The following is a 20,606-nucleotide window of genomic DNA, read 5'->3' as shown; positions in this document are numbered from 1 at the left end:
AATGATACCTCCTCTTTTTAACTTGTTCTTCGACGTTTAGCCAAAAGTTAAATATGAAACTACTACTACTTCTACGACTTCGTATCGATAAAGTTTCGTTAATTGGAAATATTGGTTTAATTATGTTAAATGACTAAACAAAAAAACATCGCTCAATGCGATGTTTTTGATTTGTGGATAGTTACATGAAAAAATTAGCCTCGCCAATTCGGTTATACAATCCGCTCTTTTTGAACAGGGGCAACTTTTCTTTGGGCAAGCGTTTGATAATGATTTGGATACCTGCTTTATCGGCATCGTCAAGTAGTGCATAGAGCGCTGCTTCACCTGTCGCATCGATAACGGATAGGTGTTCCAAATCGAGAATGATTTTCCTCGCGCCTGTTAGGAAAATTGCAGGATATTTGTCTTCGAATACTTTTGCGGTACCGAAGAAAATAGGGCCGTCCACTGTATATTTTGCTAATGAAGATGTATCACTATCACTGAACTTAATGATTTCAACATCGGAAAGGGTCGCTTCTTTAATATCGAGTTTACCACTCATTTTACGTAAGAATGACAGGGCAGCAAGCAAAATCCCCACCTGAACGGCAATCGTTAAGTCGATGAAAATCGTCAAAAGGAACGTCGTTAATAAAACCAGTGAGTCCCCCGACCGGATCATTAAAATATGCGTGAATGATTTACGTGCACTCATATTCCAGGCGACATACATAAGAATCGGCGCCATCGCAGCTAATGGAATATAAGAGGCATAAGGCGCCAAAAGGAGCAAAAAGGCAAGAACGAAAACACTTTGTACAACTCCTGATATTGGGCTGACTGCTCCAGATCGAATATTGGTAGCTGTACGGGCAATGGCTCCTGTAGCAGGGATACCGCCGAATAATGGCGTTATCATATTGGCGATTCCTTGACCGAATAACTCACGTTTCGAATCATGCTTTTCACCGCTTTTCATACCATCTGCAACAACAGCAGATAACAATGATTCAATTGCTCCAAGTGCGGCAATAATAAGGGCGGGTTGCCACAAATTGACCAACTTCTCCAATGTGATTTGTGGAAAATGAAAATTCGGGAGTGAGTTGGGAATACCACCGAAGGCTGTTCCGATCGTTTCAACTTTACTCGGAAATAGAAAAATCGAAATGAGGGTCGGAATAAGTAGTGCAATTAGCAGTAATGGGACACGCGGCGCTATTTTAGGCAATATGAATAGTACGATGAGCCCGATTAAGGCAGTGACTATGCTGAAGACGTTCACCGTGTGAAACTGATTGACAAGATCAATCATGTTTTCGTGGAAAAACTCTTTTTTTTCTAAGCCGGTAATTCCAAAGAAATTGCCTAGTTGGCCTGTAAAGATAATGACCGCAATCCCCGTAGTAAAGCCTATGGTTACAGATCTTGGGACGAAATGAATTAGATTACTTACACCGAGAAAACTCATAATAACGAGGAAAATACCTGCTAGAAATCCGGCAATAAGCAGATCTTCATAGCCATATTGTAGAACAATTGCGAGCAATATCGGGATGAATGCTCCAGTGGGTCCCGCGATTTGAAAACGGGATCCGCCTAATAATGCAACGATAAGCCCAGCGATAATTGTTGTATAAAGTCCATATTCCGGTTTTACGCCTGAAGCAATTGCAAAAGCCATCCCGAGCGGAATGGCTACAATACCAACAGTAATTCCTGCTATCAGATCTTTGCGGAATCCGGCTCCATTGTAATCAAGATATCGGTTATCCTTGAACATTCGATTCACTTCTTTCAGGATCTTAATACAAAAACTTCCTCTTTCTAGTGTATTCCTAAAATGCTGTAGTAACAAGGGTTTGAGATTAATACAGATGTATTCAATGAAAAGAATGATGTGTAGAATTCAACATACTTATCAAAGCAAATAGATTGCAAGTGGATCTAAAGGGGATTATTATTTAGACGTTAAATTATATTAAGATGGGGTGGTCATAATGGGTAGATTACAAGATAAAGTTGCATTCGTAACAGGTGGTGCGTCAGGTATGGGCGAAATGATGGTCAAAATGTTTACTGCTGAAGGTGCTACTGTAATTGCAGCAGACATTAATGAAGCAGCACTGGAAGAAAAGTGGGGCAACAATGAAAAAGTTATGACTGTTAAATTGAATGTCACTTCCGATGAAGAGTGGAAAGCGGCTGTTGAAAAAGTTGTTGCTAAACTTGAGAAAATCGATATTTTAATTAACAATGCTGGTATTTCTACGGAAAAAGGAATGAATGAAATTACAATTGAAGACTGGCGCAGGCTGTCGGATATCAATAGTTTCGGTCCATTCCTTGGTATGAAACATGTACTTCCTTATATGAAAGAAGCAACTAAAGGTTCAATCGTCAATATCTCTTCCTATACAGCACTTATCGGAATGGGATTGAACCCTTATTCTGCATCAAAAGGAGCAGTTCGCGCAATTTCACGAGCAGCTGCAGCGGACTTCGGACAATTTGGTGTACGTGTTAACACCATCTTCCCAGGAATCATTGAAACACCGATGACGAAAGGTCTTGAATCGTCAAAAGATGTAGTAACAGCACTTGTGAGAATGACACCACTTGCCCGTCTTGGAAAACCTGAAGACGTTGCAAACGCGGTTCTTTTCTTGGCATCAGACGAAGCTGCATACATTACAGGTGCAGAACTTGTTATTGATGGCGGATACTCTGCTAGATAACGTCTCTAATGAAGCTTATGTATATAGGAAATAAAACAGACCGTCATGGATTTAATCCGTGACGGTCTGTTTTCGTTGTAGTAGGAAATTATAAAGTGCTTGGACAATGGAGAAACATCGGATGCTGAAATTCCGCGATTTAGGGGTGGATATATGATCGTGCGCGCGGCGCTTATGCTTGTTTTGCGAGATATATGATCGTGCGCGCGGCGCTTATGCTTGTTTTGCGAGATATATGATCGTTCGTGCGGTGCTTATGCTTGTTTTGCGAGATATATGATTGTTCGTGCTGTGCTTCTGCTTGTTTTGCGAGATATATGATCGTTCGTGCGGTGCTTATGCTTGTTTTAAGAGATATATGGTCGTTTGCGCTGTGCTTCTGCTTGGTTTGAGAGATATATGATTGTTTGCGCTGCGCTTCTGCTTGTTTAGCGAGATATATGATCGTTCGTGCGGTGCTTCTGCTTGGTTTGCGTGATATATGGTATTCTGTCAAGAAAGTGGACATGAATTAATGAGCAGTTATTTTAATAAGCCTACCGCGCTGCGCTTGCTGTACTTTCATGGAAGAGCAGTTAAAAAGCCAACTGCTCTTCCACGAAAGTTGTGAGTGGTTTCTGGGCATTTTTCTCTTTCAATTCTTGATACTGTGACTCGAAAAAATTAGGGGAGACATAGTCTAACGTGGAATGGATGCGTTTCTCGTTATAAAACGAGATGATGTAATCCAACACTGCCGTCTCTGCTTCCTTTCGTGTCTTGAACTTCATTCGGTAAATCAGTTCCTTCTTGATTGTCGCATGGAAGGATTCAATACACGCATTGTCGTAACAGTCACCTCTACGGCTCATGCTGATTTGGCACTGCTTCTCTTTAAGTAGTCCAGTATAAGCAACAGACGCATACTGGGAGCCCTGATCTGAATGGTGAATCAACCCTTCTTCTGGGGAACGGAAATGAAAAGCACGCTCCAGCGCCAGTTGAGGCAGCTGCGTGGATAAGGTGTTCGCTAAGTTAAAACCAATGATCTTACGAGAGAATAAATCCATCACCGTAGCCAGGTATAGCCACCCCTGACTTGTCCAGATATAGGTGATATCCACGACCCACACTTGATTGGGATGATCCGCATGGAAGTTTCGTTTTAATAAATTAGGATAAATCGGATGTTCATGATTAGATTGAGTTGTCACCGTATAGTGAAAAGGCACTGTAGCGCATAAACTCAGCTCTCTCATATAGTTTGAGACAGTCTTCTCTGAAAGTGGTACCCCTTGTTTCTTCATAATCCGTTGGATTCGGGGGCTTCCATAGACCTCCCGATTCTCGTAAAAAATTTGTTTGATTAACTTTAATGCCCCTTCTTTTTTCTTCTGCGAGGCACTTTGTACTTTTTCACGCCATTTATAGTAGCCGCTCTTTGAAACCTTTAGAACTTCGCACATCCTATTCACGCGGTATTCTTCCCGGTGCTTTTCAATAAATGAATAGATCACTGCGGGTTTTTTGAAAAGATGTGCATGGCTTTTTTTAAGATTTCATTCTCTTCCTTCAGTTCCTGGATTTCTTTTTCAAGCGCTCGTTGCTGCCTTAGCCGCTCGGTAGAGGTTACAAATTCTTCCCCATTACGTTTTCCTTCCAGTTCTTTTCGATGGTGACTTACCCACTTTCGCAAGGTACTGACAGGCACATCCATCTCCCGTGAAATTTCAATCTGTTTTCTTCCGTCTTCCACCACCAGCTTGACCAAATGCTCTTTCAGCTGATTATCTATTCGTTTCTTCATAATGGACACGCTCCATTCAGTTAGTTTGTTCTCTTTATCCAAACACGCTCATTGGATTATGTCCACTTTCTATACTACATTCATATATGATCGTTCGTGCTGTGCTTCTGCTTGTTTAGCGAGATATATGCTCGTTTGGCGTTTACATACAGTAGGTCGCACCACGCTATTGTTCGCTGGTATAGTCTGAAAATATGCAGTTGTAAGACATCAGACAACATTAGCTGTTTTTTATCAACAAATCAAAATTACATCCGATGTAATACAAGGGAAAAGGTAAATGAAAGCGAGTGATAGGGATGAAATTAAAACTACTGATTGTTCTTACGACAGCTTTACTCATACTTACAGGCTGTGGCCTTGAGGAAAAAAATCCGCTTGATGGAAAAGTGAAAGTGGGTGTTATGCTTTCGGAAAATGGTCTTGGAGATCAGTCATTTTCAGATTTGGCATTCAAGGGTTTGACGAAGGCGCGGGATGAAGAGGATATTGTTGTCGAATACTTGGAACTTGCGGAAACAGGGACTTATGAAAAAGGATTTAGAGAACTTGTGGAAAGTGGTAATGATTTAGTATTTGCGCTAGGTTTCACCGGTCAGCAGGAGTTGGAAAAGGTAGCTCTGGACTTTCCGGATCAAAAATTCGTTCTCTTTGATGCGGTTTCGGAAGCTGCGAATATCACATCGATTACATTTAAGGAAGACGAAGGAAGTATGCTTGCTGGAATTGTAGCGGCAACTGTTTCAAATTCACAGGTAATCGGTTTTATAGGTGGTATGGAGGTCCCAGTTATTCAACGGTTCGAGCAAGGGTTCATCCAAGGAGCAAAGTCGGTTAACCCTGATATTGTTATTCTCAATGAATATGCCAATAACTTTGATGACGATGGCTTAGGAGCAGAGATTGCTTCGAAGATGATTGACGACAAGGCGGATGTTCTTTACTCTGCTGCTGGTTTCACAGGAGTGGGCATGCTGAAAGAAGCTGAAAAAAGGGGTATTTACGCAATCGGTGTAGATAGTGATCAATACTTTTATGCAGAACAGGCCGTCATTACATCCATGATGAAAAATATTGATAGTGCGTTGTTTGATATCATCCTTTCCTATAAGGAGTCGGGAGCAATCCAATCCGGTCATGTCGAACTGGGGCTGGCGGAAAACGGAGTAGGTCTTGCACCATTTCGAGTGCTAGAACTGACGGACGTTGAAAAAGGTAAGTTAGATGCGCTCATTGAACAAGCCGCATCAGAACTGAAATGATAGGGGGGAAAGTTGAAATGACAATAAAGAAAAAAATAGTGATCAATTCACTTTTCATGCTTGGCCTATCAATTCTGATGATCGCAGTTATTATTGTCAGAATGCTGGCGATTCAAAATACGAGTAATGATTACTTGAACGTGTTGTTAGCTGTTCATGACGTAAATGCAGAAACCAAAGCGTCAATGCAGAGTTTGAATACACTTGCTTATAACATGACGGACGCCAATAAAGACAATGTTCGTCAACAACTGGAGTCGACCGCTGAAAAATTCTCCGTTGCGGAAAGCCTTGTTAAGGAGAAAGAGCCGCGGGCAATTCTTTTGAAGGCGCAAGAGAAATTTCATTTATTGAAAGAGCAAGCACTTGCAGCTGTTGAGGAAAATAACTCCGCGGAAATCAATCGACAATCGCTTCGGAACGTAGGGATTGTCAATGATATTTATATGGTAGATCTCTATACATCCGCACACTATGATTATTTACAAGAAGCACTCATCGCTAAAATTAAAGGCATCATTACATTCGCAATAATAGGTAGCGTATTTGTCATAATGGGGACAATGGTAATCATTATCCGACTGGCAAACGCAATTACAAATCCACTTAAGAAGCTGGCGATGAACGCCGAAGAAATTGCAGCGGGCAATTTGGTCGTCGAGCCGATTCAGTATGATAAAAAAGATGAACTCGGGCAATTGAATCACTCATTTACATCCATGACCAATCATCTACGGACATTATTGCAATCCATTGACGGGGCAAGCCGAAAAGTGGATGACTACACAAAAGAGCTAGAGGTAGAAAATCGTTATCTTACAGAAGCGAGCAACCAGGTGACATTATCGACGGAAGAGCTTGCAAAGGGAACCCAAAGTATCTCCGAGGACTTGCAACATTCCGTAGAGCTCATAGAGCAGATGAATGAGGAATTCGAATTTAATGTCGACCGGGCAAGAAATTCGGCTGATTCTGCAGCTATGGCTAATGAGGCAATTGTTGAAGGGCGTCGCGCCATCAATGAACAGCGGGAACTTATCGATAGCAATAATTTAGCATCGGAATCGATTAAAGATGCGACTGAGCAATTTACGCACTATGCAATAAGAATCGAAGATATGGCCAAGGCGGTTTCTAACATTGCTTCGCAGACAAACTTACTTGCGCTAAATGCTGCAATAGAAGCTGCGCGTGCGGGGGAAGCGGGGAAAGGATTTGCAGTAGTTGCATCGGAAGTAAGGAAACTAGCTGATGAATCAACAACCGCAACTGCACAGATATTCGATATGGTTAATCTAATCAAAGGCGGACTTGGCTCAATTTCTGAATCAGTTGGAAAAGGTGTTGAAATTGCCGAAGCGCAAGACGGCAATGTAACCCGAACACTCGATACATTTGCAAACATCGAAAATAGAATGGGGAATATTACGGAAGCGTTGACAGAGCTCGTTACAGGCGTGAATAATTCGAAACAGTTCAATGTTACGGTGCTTGAGAATACCGAAAATATTAGTACGGTCGTGGAACAAACGGCGGCAGGTAGTGAGGAGATTTCCGCTTCAGCAGAAGAGCAACTAGAGTCTATCGGGAAAGTAGTGGACAAGGTGACAGCCCTTCGCGAACTAACCGATGATTTGAACGCAACGATATCAAGATTCCGATTATAAAGTGAAAGACCGCGTGCCTAGTAGTTGGCGACGCGGTCTTTTACTTATTCGTTGATCAATTCATTTTCTTTTAATAAAATCTCATCATAGCCCATCTTATGAGCAAGTTGGGTAATATGGGGCTGTTCAAGACGAGCAGTGTGGAGAATAGCCACTTCTAAAAAAGCAATACGAGTCGGGCCGTCAAATAACAACTGTCCATTACTCACTATAATCGTTCGACCAAATGTTTCAGCGACAAAATCCATATCATGCAAAATACAGAGCACAAGTTTACCTTGCGCATGCAACTCATGGATAATTTCTTTTAGCATCGCCTTACCGCTTGCATCTTGCCCCATTGTCGGTTCATCGAAAATAACGATGTCTGTATCCATTGCAAGAATGGATGCAACAGCAATCATTTTTCGCTCGGCTAGACTTAAATCATATGGATTTTCTTCTGCTTTAGTTAATAGTCCAACGCGGTTAAGCATTTTCTCGGCATTCAAGCGTGCAACTTCAGGCGTTTGTCCAACATTGAGCGGACCGAACATTACTTCATCCAAGACATTATTTTTGAAAATCTGGTCATTTGGATTTTGGAAAATGAGTCCGATAGTGCCCGCAAGTTTTGCCGCGGTCGTGTCTTTCGTATTCGTGCCATTTATGATGATTTCGCCAGCATTTGGCTTTAATAAAGCTTTCAATAATTTGACGAAAGTGGTTTTTCCTGCACCGTTTTGTCCAATAATGGCTGTAGGTTCACCACTTAACGTCACGCTAATTCCGCGCAAAATGGGGGTATCCTTGTTATAGCTGAACTGGAGATCTTTTACGGAGATTTCAGGACTAGCCATTTTTGTTGAAGTTGAGGATTCGGTGACTGCCCGCATATCCCCAATAGTAATTCCACTTACAGGCATTTCTTCGAGTGAAATCGGATAGAGGCCAGTCAACTCGTTTTTTAAATGAAGCGCTTTTGCGACTGAAGTATAAACAGGTGGTTCGACTCCGAAAATCTGTAAATCATCACGTGAAAAGATTTCAGCAGGCGGTCCAGAATCTATCAATTTACCTTCGTGCATGAGAAAAATACGATCGGAATAGACGGCAAGTTTCTCCATTTTCTGCTCAACCATTAGTATCGTCATACCTTCTCTCGACAGTTTTTCAACGATGCGGAAAACTTCCTCAGAACCTTGTGGATCGAGCTGTGATGTCGGTTCGTCAAGTATTAAAATATCCGGTTTCATGGCGATAACACTGGCGATTGCGACACGTTGCATTTGCCCGCCAGATAAGGAGAACGGATTTTTATCCCGTAATGCTTCGATATCGAGGAACTGCATACTTTCTTTAATACGCCTATGCATTTCGTCACGAGGGATGCCCAAGTTTTCGAGTCCGAAGGCGATTTCATCGTAAACCGTGAATTTTGCACCTGTCATTTGTGAAAAAGGATTTTCAAAAACGAGTCCAACTTTCGCTGTAATGTCGCTGATTTCATGTGCAAGCACGTCCATGTCGCCAATGAAAACATCCCCACCATACGCACCTTTGAAGAAATGGGGAACCAGGCCACTGAGTGCATAACATAGTGTCGTTTTTCCAGCGGTATTCATGCCTGCTATGCCAACGAATTCTCCTTTTTTAACTGTGAATGAAATACCGTCAAGCGCGAAAGTATCGGTGTTCGGGTATTTATATTTTAGATTTTCGACACGGATACTGTTCATAAGGCAACCCTCCAGACGATAGTGGCGATTAATAGGATGACAAGTATAATTTTCAAGAGGAGACCGTATTTATAATGAAAGGATTCATTCAAAAATGTTTTTGTTCCTTTGGCATTGAAGCCGCGTATTTCAAGCGCAATAGACCTTTCACGCGTATCGTTTAATGAATTGAGAACAACTGGACCGAGAAGTGGGATAAATGACTTGATACGCGTAAGTAAATTCCCTTCTGTTTCCATTCCACGTGCCCGCTGAGCATCGGTAATTTTACTAGTCATTGCAATCATTTGCGGGATAATCTGTAAAACTGATAGAAAAACGTAGCCAATTTTAGGAGACATTCCCTTATTGATAAGTGATTCGACCAGGTCATCTGGTTTCGTCGTCAAAATGAGAATACCGAACGCACACACCATATTAATGATACGGAGGGTAAGTAGCAGTGCGAATGCGAATCCTTCCTTATAAATAGGAAGAGGTCCAATTTCAAAAAGAAGTGTCGCACGGTCGGGATGGAAGAAACCTTGAACAATGATGATAGAAACAATCAACAGCAGGCTGACACCAATAACCGGCAAAATGTACTTGAACACTTTGCCGGTAAGTAGAAGAAGAAGCGTAAATGCCAAGACACAGATGACGAATAAATGAGTTGGGAGGATATATGTCAATGCGATTGATATGAAGACGAATAAGAGCTTAGTAAGCGGATCGATGTTGTGGATGAACGAATCTTTATCTACATACAGTGTCATGTTTTTCACGGGAATCCTCCTAACAGTATAATCTAGTGTAAGCGGCCCAGTGAAGCAGGCCGCTTACGTAGTCCTTAAAGACGTTCTATTTCCGAACGGTTGTCGTACATATGCGTCAAATTTTTAGGCAATCCTTTGAAGAGAAGGAAACTGATTAGAACCGTTGCCATTTTATCAGGCACGTCAACGACAATGCTGTCTGCGAATGATGCAAACCAAAGCGGCATGTCTTGTGCCATCATTGTTGCAAATAGTGCATCACCCCATACATTCCCGGTTTGCCCACCCCAAAACATGATATTAAGCGGAGTTGAGACTGTGGCGGCGATTAAGCCGACGACAAGTCCGAGGACAAGTGCTTTTCCTACGTTTGCTATCCATCCTTTATACGCCATGATTCCTACGACAAGACCGATGACTGCCGATGTAATTGCATAGACGAATGAAATCGGATCGGCAGTGAAGCCGTAAATAATATTGTTCACAATCCCTGCAATGGCACCGATAATCGGACCTGCTAGCATACTAGCAAGCACTGTGCCAATTGAATCGAGCCATAGCGGCAATTTAAGCAGACCAGCAAACAACTTTCCAAGGTAGTTGATGCCGATAGCTGCTGGAATAAGGACGAGTGCGGCAGTCGTGAAGTTAAGCGACCACATGCTGTTTTTCTTCATGAATTTGTTCCCCCTTTTTTTATCGTATGAGGCATATGCCCAGAACGACACAATGTATAATGGTGTGTCTTGACAGGTGTCAATTCAATTATAACTTACATTTGGCTTAGGGAATAGATAGAATTTTCGATGGGATGAAAAAAGTCGAAGATTGTGCAAGAAGAAGGATGAACTGTACGGCAGAAATGTGGAACTTTACGACACTAACGCAATGTAAAAAAACAGCTTCCCCACTAATAGGAAAGCTGTTAACTATCAATTAAGCTGATTAAAACGTTTGAAGCCTGTGAATTTGTCTTTCCAGTAAACTGAATCAATTGAAGAAACTTCAACTTTTTGCGTAGCGGCATGGATGAATTTACCTTCACCTAAATAAATTCCAGCGTGCGAAATGCCACTACGGTATGTATTTGCGAAAAACACCAAATCGCCCGGTATAGGCTTGTCCACATTAAAAGAATTGGTGTGCATACCGATTGTATCGAGTCTTGGTATAGTAAGTCCTGCCTCGTTAAATACATAATAAATGAACCCGCTGCAATCGAAGCCTTCTTTAGTTGCGCCAGCCCAAACATACGGTGTATCCAAAAGTGGAAGTGAAACTTCGACGGCATTAAGTAATACCTTTTTAGAGGGAAGATTCAACTCTTTTGGCTTCACAGTTGTTGCAACGGCATTCTTCCATGAGTTAGTGGAAGAAGTCTCCTTTAGTACAGTGGTAACTTTCGTATTTGCTGTTTTTACTGGGGGTGAACTGACTACTCCAGATTTTTGACCAACCGCATTTTTTGCAGAAACGGCCAATTTTTGATTGGTTTTAATCGAATCGGAAGCAAGACTGTTTAGACTTTTAAGTTCGTCCACAGTTAATTTATGCTTTGTAGCAATTTGCCATAGCGTGTCACCGGGCTTGACGGTGTATGATTCAGTTGCTGCATCCGCGCTCCCGACTGAGATAAACGCCGCTAGGGCAAACGCTGCCAGCACCGAAAAAGCTCTCTTTTGCATCTATTTTCCCCTCTCCACGACAAACAGTTCTATATATGTATTCTATCTGATTAATAGAACTAGAACAATAGACTGTTAAATTACATTTGTGTTACAGATAGATTACGAGAGTGTTGCGGGAGGGTTGTTATTACAATATTATATAAGTCGAAATGAAAAAATCCTTATAGTTGAATAAATGAATACGGCATAGGTGCTTTACAATGGAATGAATTAAAAATCCTGCAAATATCGCTTCGGCGCTTTGTGGATGCCTCCCGCGATAAGCCAGAAAGGAAGACCACTTTCGGTCTTATCGCTCCGGCTACCACGAAGTCGCGCCTGCGCTGGATGGTCTATTTGAGAAAGCGCATTTCGTTTTCGGGGATGAGATCTACAACCTAGAGTGCCATAAATCGATCGAATGTGATCAACGAATGTCCTAATACAATACATGAGGAATGAATTAAAAATCCTGCAAATACCGCTTCGGCGCTTTGTGGATGCCTCCCGCGATAAGCCAGAAAGGAAGACCACTTTCGGTCTTATCGCTCCGGCTACCACGAAGTCGCACCTGCGTTGGATGGTCTATTTGAGAAAGCGCATTTCGTTTTCGAGGATGAGATCTGCAACCTAGAGTGCGTCTTTCTTGAATACAATTTGTATCAACTAGTAATCACCTTGTAATCTCGGCATATACATTTCTCCCGATAATGAACAACCTAGCGCAGGCGCGGCAAAGGCATCCCCAAAACGCCAAGCGTTCTACAATCCACACCCCGAATTACAACTCACTCATTATTGAGCGCCACAGCAGATTCAATGGGATTCTTTAATTCAACATATATCCATTGAATTCGTTTCAGCTGCCTCTTGTAAGGTGCCTTCGCTCAATTATCACAAGTATTCATATGATCCTATATATATTGAGATAAACGAATGACTGTATCTAAATCTGCTGGCACAACGTTATTATAAGGTTTATTGAAAGAACATCCATCATCTATTTTGTGTTTACCAAAATAGATGAATCGTTTTACTGTCCTGTTTTATCTAATAGGGGAGAACGGGAAGGGAGGCTGCCTCATTGACTACAAAATTGAAACGTGTAGCTCGCGCTAAAAAAGGCGATGCAGAAGCATTTCAAGCGCTCATACATGAAGAAAAAGAGAAGCTGTACAAAATGGCTTTTGTATATATGAAAAATGAAGACGATGCGCTAGAAGTGTTTCAAGAAACTCTCTACAAAGCTTTTGCATCTATTGCTTCGCTTAAAAAAAATGACTACTTTACTACATGGATTACGCGGATTTTGATAAATACAGCGATTGCTTTATTGAACAAGAAACAGAAGGTTATTCCAATGAGTAATGAACTATTTGAAAACATGGGAGATACTACGGGGCATTTGAAACAGGAAGATCAGCTTGATTTGCTTCAAGCGATGGATGAAATTGAGGACAAGTATAAAACCGTTCTGCTGCTACGTTTTTATGAAGACTATACAGTTCAACAAATTGCTACGTTTCTCAACTGTCCTGAAGGAACGGTAAAAACGAATATTCGACGAGGGCTGGCTTTGTTAAAGAAAAAAATGAAAGGGGTTTATGTAGATGACAGACAAAATTCCATCATTTAAAGAAGAAATTGATGCTATTCATGTGCCGGTTGACAAGTTGGATGCGATTATAGTAAAAACGGTTCAAGAAAGTATTCCAAAGAGAAAAAAGTCTCTACGAAACAAATTAGTGTATAGCGTGTCAGCCGCTGTTGTTGCATTCGGTCTACTAATTGGTTCAGCAACTGTCTCGCCTGTGATGGCAACTATCGTGTCACAAATTCCGATTATCGGATCGATATTTAGTACATCTGGAGAACACGGATTAGAGCGGGTGAGTGAGTTGGGCTTGACGCAAGCGGTAGGGCAGTCGAAGACGGTAAATGGTATTACAATTACGATTGATGAAGTATTTTATGACGGTACTCGGGTTACAGTTGGCTATTCGCAAGAATCAGAAGAACCGCTCGATATTTATTATGTAATTCCAAGTTTTGATGTTGAAGGCAAACGAATGGTGACTGGTACTGTTGTTAGAGAAGTCACACCAACTTTTTGGACGAATGTGATTAGTATTGAGCCTTATAGAATGGTATTGCCGAAAAGGTTTGATCTTGGAATGAGTTTCGAAGGGAAGAATGGAGAAGAGTGGCACTTTTCTACGCCGGTAGAAGAACAGTCAGGTGTGCAACAAGTTGCCATTAACCATTCACAACGAACTGATGGAGTTGACCTATTTGTTGAGAATATTAAAATTGGACGTACTGGTTTTCTTCTCAGGTATGAAGTTGCATCAGAAAAATACCATGACGTTCTGACATTCGTAGAATTCAGAATAGTAGATTCATTAGGCAATGAATTAGCCATGAGTGGTGGCGGTAAGGAAAATGGGTATGAAAGAGGACGAGTATATGGGACAAGACTATTTGATTCAGTAGATGAACATGACAAGGAGTTAACAATTATTCCTTATATCTCGATTCCGAAACAAGGGGAATGGCAAAGTATTGATTCAGAAGGCAATCGGACTGATATAGATGTTAGCCAATATGAGGGAATTGACATCAAGTTCGACAGCTTCACAGTTAATCTACCTTAAATGTACAACGCCGTTTGGATTATCCCAAACGGCGTTAATTAAAATCCACCTGAACCGAATGAAAAAGTGTCTTAATTCTATCGCGCATACTATTTAAGTTGAGAAAATGAATATTTATCTAAATTAAGTGTAGGCGCCTTAAAAGGGGTAGCCGAAGCCCTGAAACTGGCGGCGAAGCTGCTTGGCTTAGGGCGGGAGGCATCCCCGAGCGCCGTAGCGAATTCGGTGGGAAATCTTTATTTCAACATACGCAGTAGCTGAAAATCACGTTAAAGACACCTTCTAAAAAAAGCCTGCCCAGCAAACAATCTTGACTGGGCAGGCAAATCTTATTTAGGTCCTTGATTATGATAATTTAAATCGATCGACGACTTCTTGCAGTTCTTGAGCAATTTTATTCATATGATTGGTTGATTCTGCGACGCGTTCAAGCTCGCCCTGTTGAGCGGCGGCTGAGGCGCTGACTTGTTCAGCTGAAGCAGCAGTTTCTTCCGAAATCGCGGAGACACTCTGAATTGCCAACATCGCTTGGTCTTTATGTTCCATCATATCGGCGAGTTTAGTGGCTAACTCGTCTATTGAACCACCCATCTGTTCAGCAAGTTCCGCATTGCGGGTAAAGGAAGATTCTGTACTTGATACAGATTCGTTTTGGCCTTCCATCAATTGAATATTCGCTGTAATAATAGAAACAGTCTGCTGTGACTCTAGTAATATTTCTTGAACCGTTTGTTGAATAACATCTGTTTCTAAGCGAGACTGCTCGGCAAGTTTTCGTACTTCCTCCGCTACGACAGCGAAGCCTTTTCCATGCTCGCCAGCACGTGCAGCTTCAATACTAGCATTGAGCGCAAGCAAATTCGTTTGTGCAGTGATGCCGTGAATCGATGCAATAACTTGATTTATCTCCGCTATTTTAGTGGTCAGTGTTTCAATTTGTTGCTGTACCTTTTCATTCATGTCATTCGTAGCTTCATTATGTTCACGCAGTTTCTTAACTTCTGTCATTCCTTGTATAGTAGATAGACCTGTTTGTTTTGATAATACGTTCATGTCATTTGATAGAATAGCGAGTGAGTCCATTTGATCTGACAAATCTAAAATTCGGTGACTCGTTTCTTCCGTATCTTCCGACTGCTTAGAGGCCCCATGTGCAATTTCATCGGTTGCTAGAGATACTTCTTGACTAGATGCAACAATCTCTTCGAAAACGTGGTGGACGTGATTGGAAGACTTGTTTAATTGAGTGGAAGAATCCCAAACTGTATGAATGGCGTCATTTGTTTTACGAAGCATATTGTTATAAGCCATAGCTACAGCACCAATTTCATCGGGTTGGATATGTTTTTCGTCTATACTTCTCGTCAAGTCACCGGCTGCTGCTGTTTCGATTGACGCGCGTAAATAAGCAAGTGGTTTTAATTGTTTGAAAATGAACCACAAGGTAGCTGCGGACATTAAAACAACCATGACAATTGCAGAAATGATTGTTAGAAGTAAGATTGTGTTATATGTTTCTAGTATTTTTGACTTTGGAACAACCGTCTGTACAGACCATGTATCTTTAATATTGTCTAACAGCATCGGGGCGAACGAGTTAAAGGCCTCTTCATTTAGTTGCTTTGAATCAGCATATAAAGTCGATACTTCTCCTTTTCCAAGCGTGTTCTTAATTGTGCTCCAATCATAAGAGTCTTGCACATTTACCCCGTTCAACTCTTCGCTAATACTGTTGGCAGTTAAGTAACCGCCATCGGTAATAATGCTAGCATATCCACCATCCGGCTTGATTGTATTCACGAGTTCATTTAAAAAATCGATGGAAATATCTGTTGTAAGAACACCGAAAAAGGAACCTGAACTTGTAATTAGCGGTACGGAAATGGTGGTCATTAAGACGATTTCACCACCTGCACTGTACTCGTACGGTTCTGTCAAGACAGCTCGCTTTTCTTTTTTCGGTATTAAGTACCAATCTCCTTCGCCCTCTGTTTCATATTCGCTAAGAGCCTCCATAGTAATCTTGTCTCCATCCTTATACAAATAAGGAATAAAACGCTTCTCTGGATCTATTAAATCATTACTAACAGACTCTTCAATAGGAATAGATCCGCTTTCAAATATAGCAGCCATTCCAGAAGCATCAGTGTTGTTTTTTAAATTATTCTCTATGACAGTTATGGCTTCGTCCGCAGTTAAATTACCTTGTGCCTGCAGTGTTTCAAATATGTGTTTTGTTGTGTGGAGCATGTCATTCGTTTTCTTAAATCGGTCGCTCATTTTAGCAGCATATAGTTCAGTGTTATCAATTGCAGAACTCTCCGCGTCGTTGGTACTTTGATTATGCAAAATGGTACTTGTAACGACTGTATATGAGATAAATAATACTAAAAAGAGCGTAATAATAAGTGCTGAAAGTTTCCACGCAATGCTTTTCGATTTTTTCATATAAAAGTTGCACCTTCTTTCGAATTTTCTTTCATTTTACATCAATATACCTAATTCGACAATGGGCTCCCTTTATCTGAAGTGGGAAGTATTACTCATAGTTGGCTTCAAACGTGCTCATTTCAATTAATTATGGGGAATCAAAAAACGACTCCCACATTTAATGAGAGCCGCTTTCTTCTATTTAAAACGAATACTGTTTTAATAAACCTTCTAATTTTAACGCAAGGCCAATATTTCCTTTAACTTTGAGTTTACCCATCATAAAGGCAGCGGTCGAATTCAAGTTGCCAGCAAGTAGTTTCTTGAAATCTTTTACACTCATAGTTAACGCACAATCAACTTCACCGGGATCTCCGGTAATTGTTACGGCTTTGCCATCTGCTAACGTTAAGCCATATAGACCGCCATCATCACCAGATAAATTGAATGAATAGGTCACAGTCATACCTTTAATTGGACCTGGTTCTCCGTTCAATTTCTCGTCAATTTTAAGCCAAATAGTTGTCATTGTCATGTCATCAAAATTCATCGTCATTGGAAAACCCTCCATAATACTGAATGTTCATTCAGTATAGCTGAAATTGGAGGTAAAAGCATGAACTTTCTGAGAACTAAATCCGTTTCTTAAACAAGGGGCTTAGAACCACACCAATAAGTGCTCCGACAATCGCTGGTACAAGCCAACCAATCTGCTGTTCATAGAGTGGGAGATGGGCAAGTACATCATTGACAGGCTTAATGTCGATTCCGGCTCCTTTTAAGCCGTCAAAGATACTAACAAAAGCAGTTGCCAGTAGCGCCAGGATATAGACAATTGGCTTTCTACCAAACGATTTGTCGATGAATGACATAAGCATCAGAACAATTGCGAGTGGGTAGATTGTGAGCAAAACCGGTATTGAAATAGAAATAAGTTGTGTCAATCCAACGTTTGCAATAATTGCACTGAATCCCGCGAAAATGAAGACATATGTCTTGTATGAATTCCGCGGAAATACATGTTCGAAATACTGTGCACATGCTGAAACGAGACCAATCGATGTTGTCAGACAAGCAAAAATAATTGTCATTGCCAGAATCATCGTTCCGTATGGTCCGTATAAGACGGTAGATGCGAGTGCGAGAACCGCACCTCCGTTGTCTTGTATCCCGATAACATCGACGCTTGTCGCTCCAATATACCCTAGTGAAATGTAAACGAGCGCTAATCCAGTAGCTGCGACAACACCAGCGAAAACCATTGCTTTCATGACAGCACGGCTTTCTGTCACGCCTTCTGCTTTAAGCGCATTAATAACGACGATGCCGAATACAAGTGCCGCAATGACATCCATCGTTAAATACCCTTCAACAAAGCTACGGAAAAACGCATTGGTTGCAAAATCACCTTGGGCTTGTCCGATATCTCCCATTGGTGACACAATACTCTTCACAGCAAGTGCCCCAATAACTAAAAATAGGACAGGAGTCAACACTTTCCCTATGCGATCGACAAGTTTCGCGGGATTTAGGGCGAGAGCGACCGTAATAGTAAAGAAGACGATCGTAAACAACACAAGTGGCCAGTTTGAGCCAGAAATGCTATCAGGCAAAAATGGGAAGACCCCAATTTCATATGAGACAGTAGCTGTTCGTGGAATGCCGAAAAATGGACCAATTGCCATATAGACAATCATCGTGAAAATAACTCCAAAATAAGGATTGACGCGACTTGCAATGGTTTCTAATCCGCCGCCTGCATTGGCAATTGCTAGAACTGCAATGAGAGGCAACCCGACTCCTGTGATTAGGAACCCAATCATCGCGATGAAAAGTTCATCCCCTGCCATTTGCCCAAGAAGCGGTGGGAAAATAATATTACCAGCACCGAGGAACAAAGCAAAGAGCATAAGCCCAATCACGAAATTTTTCTGTATAGACAAGTAAACTGCAACTCCTTGAAAGAATTATGTGAAAAAACTCACCACCTTTCATTATAACTGAAAAGAAGAGGAATTGTCTAATAAATTCAATAGTTCGATGGGTATAGAATGATTCAAATAGTTATTCGGATAAAAGTAGTTCTATTTATCTATAATTCTACATAAAACATGCTACAATTATGATAATAGTTTCTTTTTCGACAAATAGTACACTTTTTTTCACTTTAAGTAAAGTAGTTGTTGATATAGAAATAAAAAATAGGGGGATTGGAAAATGAAGACAATACGTGCGAAAATATGGGCAGGTTTCGGAGTGGTCGTTATACTTACAACTTTCTTAGGACTAAATGGCGCCACAGGAATCAAGAATCTTGTTAAAACTTCTGAAGACATTACGAACGAGCAGTTGCCAATGCTCATTACTGATTCAAGGCTTGCTTTCAACATAGCAGATCGAGTGGCTTTGTCACGGGGGTATATCTTGTATGGAGATAATAAATATATCGAAGAATTTAACCGTTTAACAGAAGAAAGTGCGCTACTTCAGGAAGAGCTTAAACAGATATCAGACTCTGAGAATGTAAAGCGTTTGATTGCAAGCAGTATCGAATGGCGCGAAGTTTTGACAGACCAAGTGTTTCCAGCAGTCAAAGCTGGAAGGCAGGCAGAGGCGGAACGTCTTGATCGTGAAATTGCGGAGCCGCTTGCCGATGAAATAGTGAATGAGTTCAATGCGCTTGCTGTGTCGAGACAAGACAAAATAGTAGCTGATGGAATGAAAAATGTGGAAAAAGGTAAAAAAACACAAGTAACAAACTTTACCATAGCAATTGTCGTTATTTTTCTTGCCATCCTTATTAGTTTTTACGTAGCACGAAGCATTTCTAGACCAGTCGTTGCGGTTTCACAGAGGATGGAACGGATGGCAGAAGGGATTTTAAACGATCCTCCCCTTGAGACGAAACTGAAAGACGAAGTTGGACAACAAATTCATTCTATCAATAAAATGAGGGATGAAATGCAACGTATTTTGGCTGATAGCCTGACGATTTCCCGTCAAGTGAATAGTAGAAGTACGGAATTATCCGAAACATCGGGAATCGTAAGTGACTCAACGAGCCAAATCGCGGCAACGATGGAACAACTTGCAGCGGGATCTGAAGCGCAGGCGAATACAGCTTCGAATATGGCTGAAATGGTCGGAACCTTTTTTGAAGATGTCCAACATGCCAACGAAGCAGGGGGACAAGTTGTTGAATCCTCAAGAGCCATTTTACAGCGAACAGTAAACGGAAATGAAATGATGGAAAGTTCCGTTGAACAAATGAATGAAATTTACGGAGTAGTTAATAAGTCAGTTGAAACCATTAAACAGTTAGATAATCAGACGAAGGAAATCTCGTCACTTGTCACTGTCATTAGTGAAATCGCAGCACAAACGAATCTACTTGCGCTTAATGCGGCAATTGAAGCCGCGCGGGCAGGCGAACACGGGAAGGGTTTTGCAGTCGTGGCGGATGAAGTGAAGAAGCTTGCGGAACAAGTTGCGAATTCTGTAAGTGAAATTACGACAATTGTTGACACGGTTCAAATAGGGTCGTCTAGTGCAGTAAAAGCACTTGAAAGCGGCTACCAAAGTGTTGCTGATGGAAAGCAGAAAGTACTTGATACTGGCGTTGTTTTTGAGGAAATCTCAAAACTTGTTACTGAAATGAATACACTGACGAACGTGATGTCGGCAGATCTAGATCATCTGGAGGAGATTGGTGGTAAACTGACGGAAGGTGTGACTGAAGTTGCGTCAATTGCCGAAGAATCTGCCGCAGGTGTTCAGGAAACGACTGCATCTGCCGAACAGACATCGTTCCAAGTTGAAGCAATGAGAGAGGCAGCAGATGAGTTATCGAGTCTTTCTGAAGCGTTAGAAACGTCTGTGAGCCGATTTGCAATCGAAGAACGTAAAGACTCGTAATGAAATAACAGTTCCTTATTTGAATTCTA

14 protein-coding genes and 1 pseudogene are annotated in these 20,606 nt (G+C 41.3%); 6 read left to right on the top strand and 9 right to left on the bottom strand.

The features are described 5' to 3' along the window. Window positions 1-181 precede the first annotated feature (181 nt). Entirely contained in the window at window positions 182-1,768 is a 1,587-nt protein-coding gene (locus MKX62_RS02530) for a SulP family inorganic anion transporter (protein WP_340740594.1), read from the bottom strand. A gap of 217 nt (window positions 1,769-1,985) precedes the next feature. Here MKX62_RS02530 and MKX62_RS02525 point away from each other — a divergent pair, with 217 nt between their 5' ends. Continuing rightward, window positions 1,986-2,723 carry an SDR family NAD(P)-dependent oxidoreductase gene (locus MKX62_RS02525; RefSeq protein ID WP_067212172.1) on the top strand — a complete coding sequence of 246 codons (738 nt, stop codon included), beginning with the start codon at window positions 1,986-1,988 and terminating at the stop codon, window positions 2,721-2,723. A gap of 575 nt (window positions 2,724-3,298) precedes the next feature. Here the strand turns inward: MKX62_RS02525 and MKX62_RS02520 are convergent. Beyond that, window positions 3,299-4,509 (bottom strand): annotated as a pseudogene (locus MKX62_RS02520) (IS3 family transposase). A gap of 299 nt (window positions 4,510-4,808) precedes the next feature. On the opposite strand from MKX62_RS02520, the gene MKX62_RS02510 reads away from it, so the two are divergent. Both MKX62_RS02510 and MKX62_RS02505 read left to right on the top strand, forming a co-directional pair. Then, complete coding sequence (locus MKX62_RS02510) at window positions 4,809-5,771, top strand: BMP family lipoprotein (RefSeq protein WP_340740592.1); 963 nt, start codon at window positions 4,809-4,811, stop codon at window positions 5,769-5,771. Window positions 5,772-5,788: 17 nt separating this feature from the next. Beyond that, a complete protein-coding gene (locus MKX62_RS02505; RefSeq protein WP_340740591.1) occupies window positions 5,789-7,438 on the top strand; it encodes a methyl-accepting chemotaxis protein in 1,650 nt (549 codons plus the stop codon). Between the two features lie 44 nt (window positions 7,439-7,482). Here the strand turns inward: MKX62_RS02505 and MKX62_RS02500 are convergent, their stop codons facing one another. From MKX62_RS02500 to MKX62_RS02485, 4 genes are all read right to left on the bottom strand, one after another. Beyond that, the gene (locus MKX62_RS02500) at window positions 7,483-9,156 is read right to left on the bottom strand and encodes an ABC transporter ATP-binding protein (RefSeq protein WP_340740590.1); all 1,674 of its coding nucleotides are present in this window, start codon (window positions 9,154-9,156) and stop codon (window positions 7,483-7,485) included. Then, window positions 9,153-9,911 carry an energy-coupling factor transporter transmembrane component T family protein gene (locus tag MKX62_RS02495; protein WP_340742533.1) on the bottom strand — a complete coding sequence of 253 codons (759 nt, stop codon included), beginning with the start codon at window positions 9,909-9,911 and terminating at the stop codon, window positions 9,153-9,155. Before MKX62_RS02495 ends, MKX62_RS02500 begins: the two co-directional genes overlap by 4 nt. A 74-nt stretch (window positions 9,912-9,985) precedes the next feature. Beyond that, the gene (locus MKX62_RS02490) at window positions 9,986-10,588 is read right to left on the bottom strand and encodes an ECF transporter S component (RefSeq protein WP_067212160.1); all 603 of its coding nucleotides are present in this window, start codon (window positions 10,586-10,588) and stop codon (window positions 9,986-9,988) included. 255 nt (window positions 10,589-10,843) lie between these two features. Further along, on the bottom strand, window positions 10,844-11,596 hold the full coding sequence (locus MKX62_RS02485) for a C40 family peptidase (RefSeq protein ID WP_338655446.1): 753 nt from the start codon (window positions 11,594-11,596) through the stop codon (window positions 10,844-10,846). A gap of 1,066 nt (window positions 11,597-12,662) precedes the next feature. On the opposite strand from MKX62_RS02485, the gene MKX62_RS02480 reads away from it, so the two are divergent. Beyond that, on the top strand, window positions 12,663-13,214 hold the full coding sequence (locus tag MKX62_RS02480) for a sigma-70 family RNA polymerase sigma factor (protein WP_340740589.1): 552 nt from the start codon (window positions 12,663-12,665) through the stop codon (window positions 13,212-13,214). After that, on the top strand, window positions 13,189-14,232 hold the full coding sequence (locus MKX62_RS02475; RefSeq protein WP_340740588.1) for a DUF4179 domain-containing protein: 1,044 nt from the start codon (window positions 13,189-13,191) through the stop codon (window positions 14,230-14,232). The genes MKX62_RS02480 and MKX62_RS02475 overlap by 26 nt, the downstream gene beginning before the upstream one ends. 345 nt (window positions 14,233-14,577) lie before the next feature. On the opposite strand, the gene MKX62_RS02470 is transcribed toward MKX62_RS02475, so the two are convergent. From MKX62_RS02470 to brnQ, 3 genes are all read right to left on the bottom strand, one after another. After that, complete coding sequence (locus MKX62_RS02470; RefSeq protein ID WP_340740587.1) at window positions 14,578-16,680, bottom strand: methyl-accepting chemotaxis protein; 2,103 nt, start codon at window positions 16,678-16,680, stop codon at window positions 14,578-14,580. Window positions 16,681-16,864: 184 nt separating this feature from the next. After that, window positions 16,865-17,218, bottom strand: coding sequence for an SCP2 sterol-binding domain-containing protein (locus tag MKX62_RS02465; RefSeq protein ID WP_187045620.1), 354 nt, complete (start codon window positions 17,216-17,218; stop codon window positions 16,865-16,867). A gap of 76 nt (window positions 17,219-17,294) precedes the next feature. Next, window positions 17,295-18,605: a branched-chain amino acid transport system II carrier protein gene (gene brnQ / locus MKX62_RS02460; protein WP_340740586.1), complete on the bottom strand. Its 1,311-nt coding sequence runs from the start codon at window positions 18,603-18,605 to the stop codon at window positions 17,295-17,297. Window positions 18,606-18,879: 274 nt separating this feature from the next. Between brnQ and MKX62_RS02455 the strand changes: the two genes are divergently transcribed. After that, on the top strand, window positions 18,880-20,577 hold the full coding sequence (locus MKX62_RS02455; protein ID WP_340740585.1) for a methyl-accepting chemotaxis protein: 1,698 nt from the start codon (window positions 18,880-18,882) through the stop codon (window positions 20,575-20,577). Window positions 20,578-20,606: the final 29 nt, after the last annotated feature.

Origin of the sequence: Sporosarcina sp. FSL K6-5500, assembly GCF_038005665.1 — a bacterium.
GTDB classification, from domain to species: Bacteria; Bacillota; Bacilli; order Bacillales_A; family Planococcaceae; genus Sporosarcina; species Sporosarcina psychrophila.
The sequence above is the reverse complement of the archived record's forward strand: the minus strand, read 5'-3'. Positions and strand labels throughout refer to the sequence as shown.

Bases quoted from the DNA above. Each gene is read 5' to 3' on its own strand.
- MKX62_RS02525 (WP_067212172.1), top strand. From the start codon at position 1,986: ATGGGTAGATTACAAGATAAAGTTGCATTCGTAACAGGTGGTGCGTCA.
- MKX62_RS02470 (WP_340740587.1), bottom strand. From the start codon at position 16,680: ATGAAAAAATCGAAAAGCATTGCGTGGAAACTTTCAGCACTTATTATT.
- MKX62_RS02485 (WP_338655446.1), bottom strand. From the start codon at position 11,596: ATGCAAAAGAGAGCTTTTTCGGTGCTGGCAGCGTTTGCCCTAGCGGCG.
- MKX62_RS02490 (WP_067212160.1), bottom strand. From the start codon at position 10,588: ATGAAGAAAAACAGCATGTGGTCGCTTAACTTCACGACTGCCGCACTC.
- MKX62_RS02500 (WP_340740590.1), bottom strand. From the start codon at position 9,156: ATGAACAGTATCCGTGTCGAAAATCTAAAATATAAATACCCGAACACC.
- MKX62_RS02465 (WP_187045620.1), bottom strand. From the start codon at position 17,218: ATGACGATGAATTTTGATGACATGACAATGACAACTATTTGGCTTAAA.
- MKX62_RS02475 (WP_340740588.1), top strand. From the start codon at position 13,189: ATGACAGACAAAATTCCATCATTTAAAGAAGAAATTGATGCTATTCAT.
- MKX62_RS02455 (WP_340740585.1), top strand. From the start codon at position 18,880: ATGAAGACAATACGTGCGAAAATATGGGCAGGTTTCGGAGTGGTCGTT.
- MKX62_RS02505 (WP_340740591.1), top strand. From the start codon at position 5,789: ATGACAATAAAGAAAAAAATAGTGATCAATTCACTTTTCATGCTTGGC.
- MKX62_RS02530 (WP_340740594.1), bottom strand. From the start codon at position 1,768: ATGTTCAAGGATAACCGATATCTTGATTACAATGGAGCCGGATTCCGC.
- MKX62_RS02510 (WP_340740592.1), top strand. From the start codon at position 4,809: ATGAAATTAAAACTACTGATTGTTCTTACGACAGCTTTACTCATACTT.
- MKX62_RS02495 (WP_340742533.1), bottom strand. From the start codon at position 9,911: ATGACACTGTATGTAGATAAAGATTCGTTCATCCACAACATCGATCCG.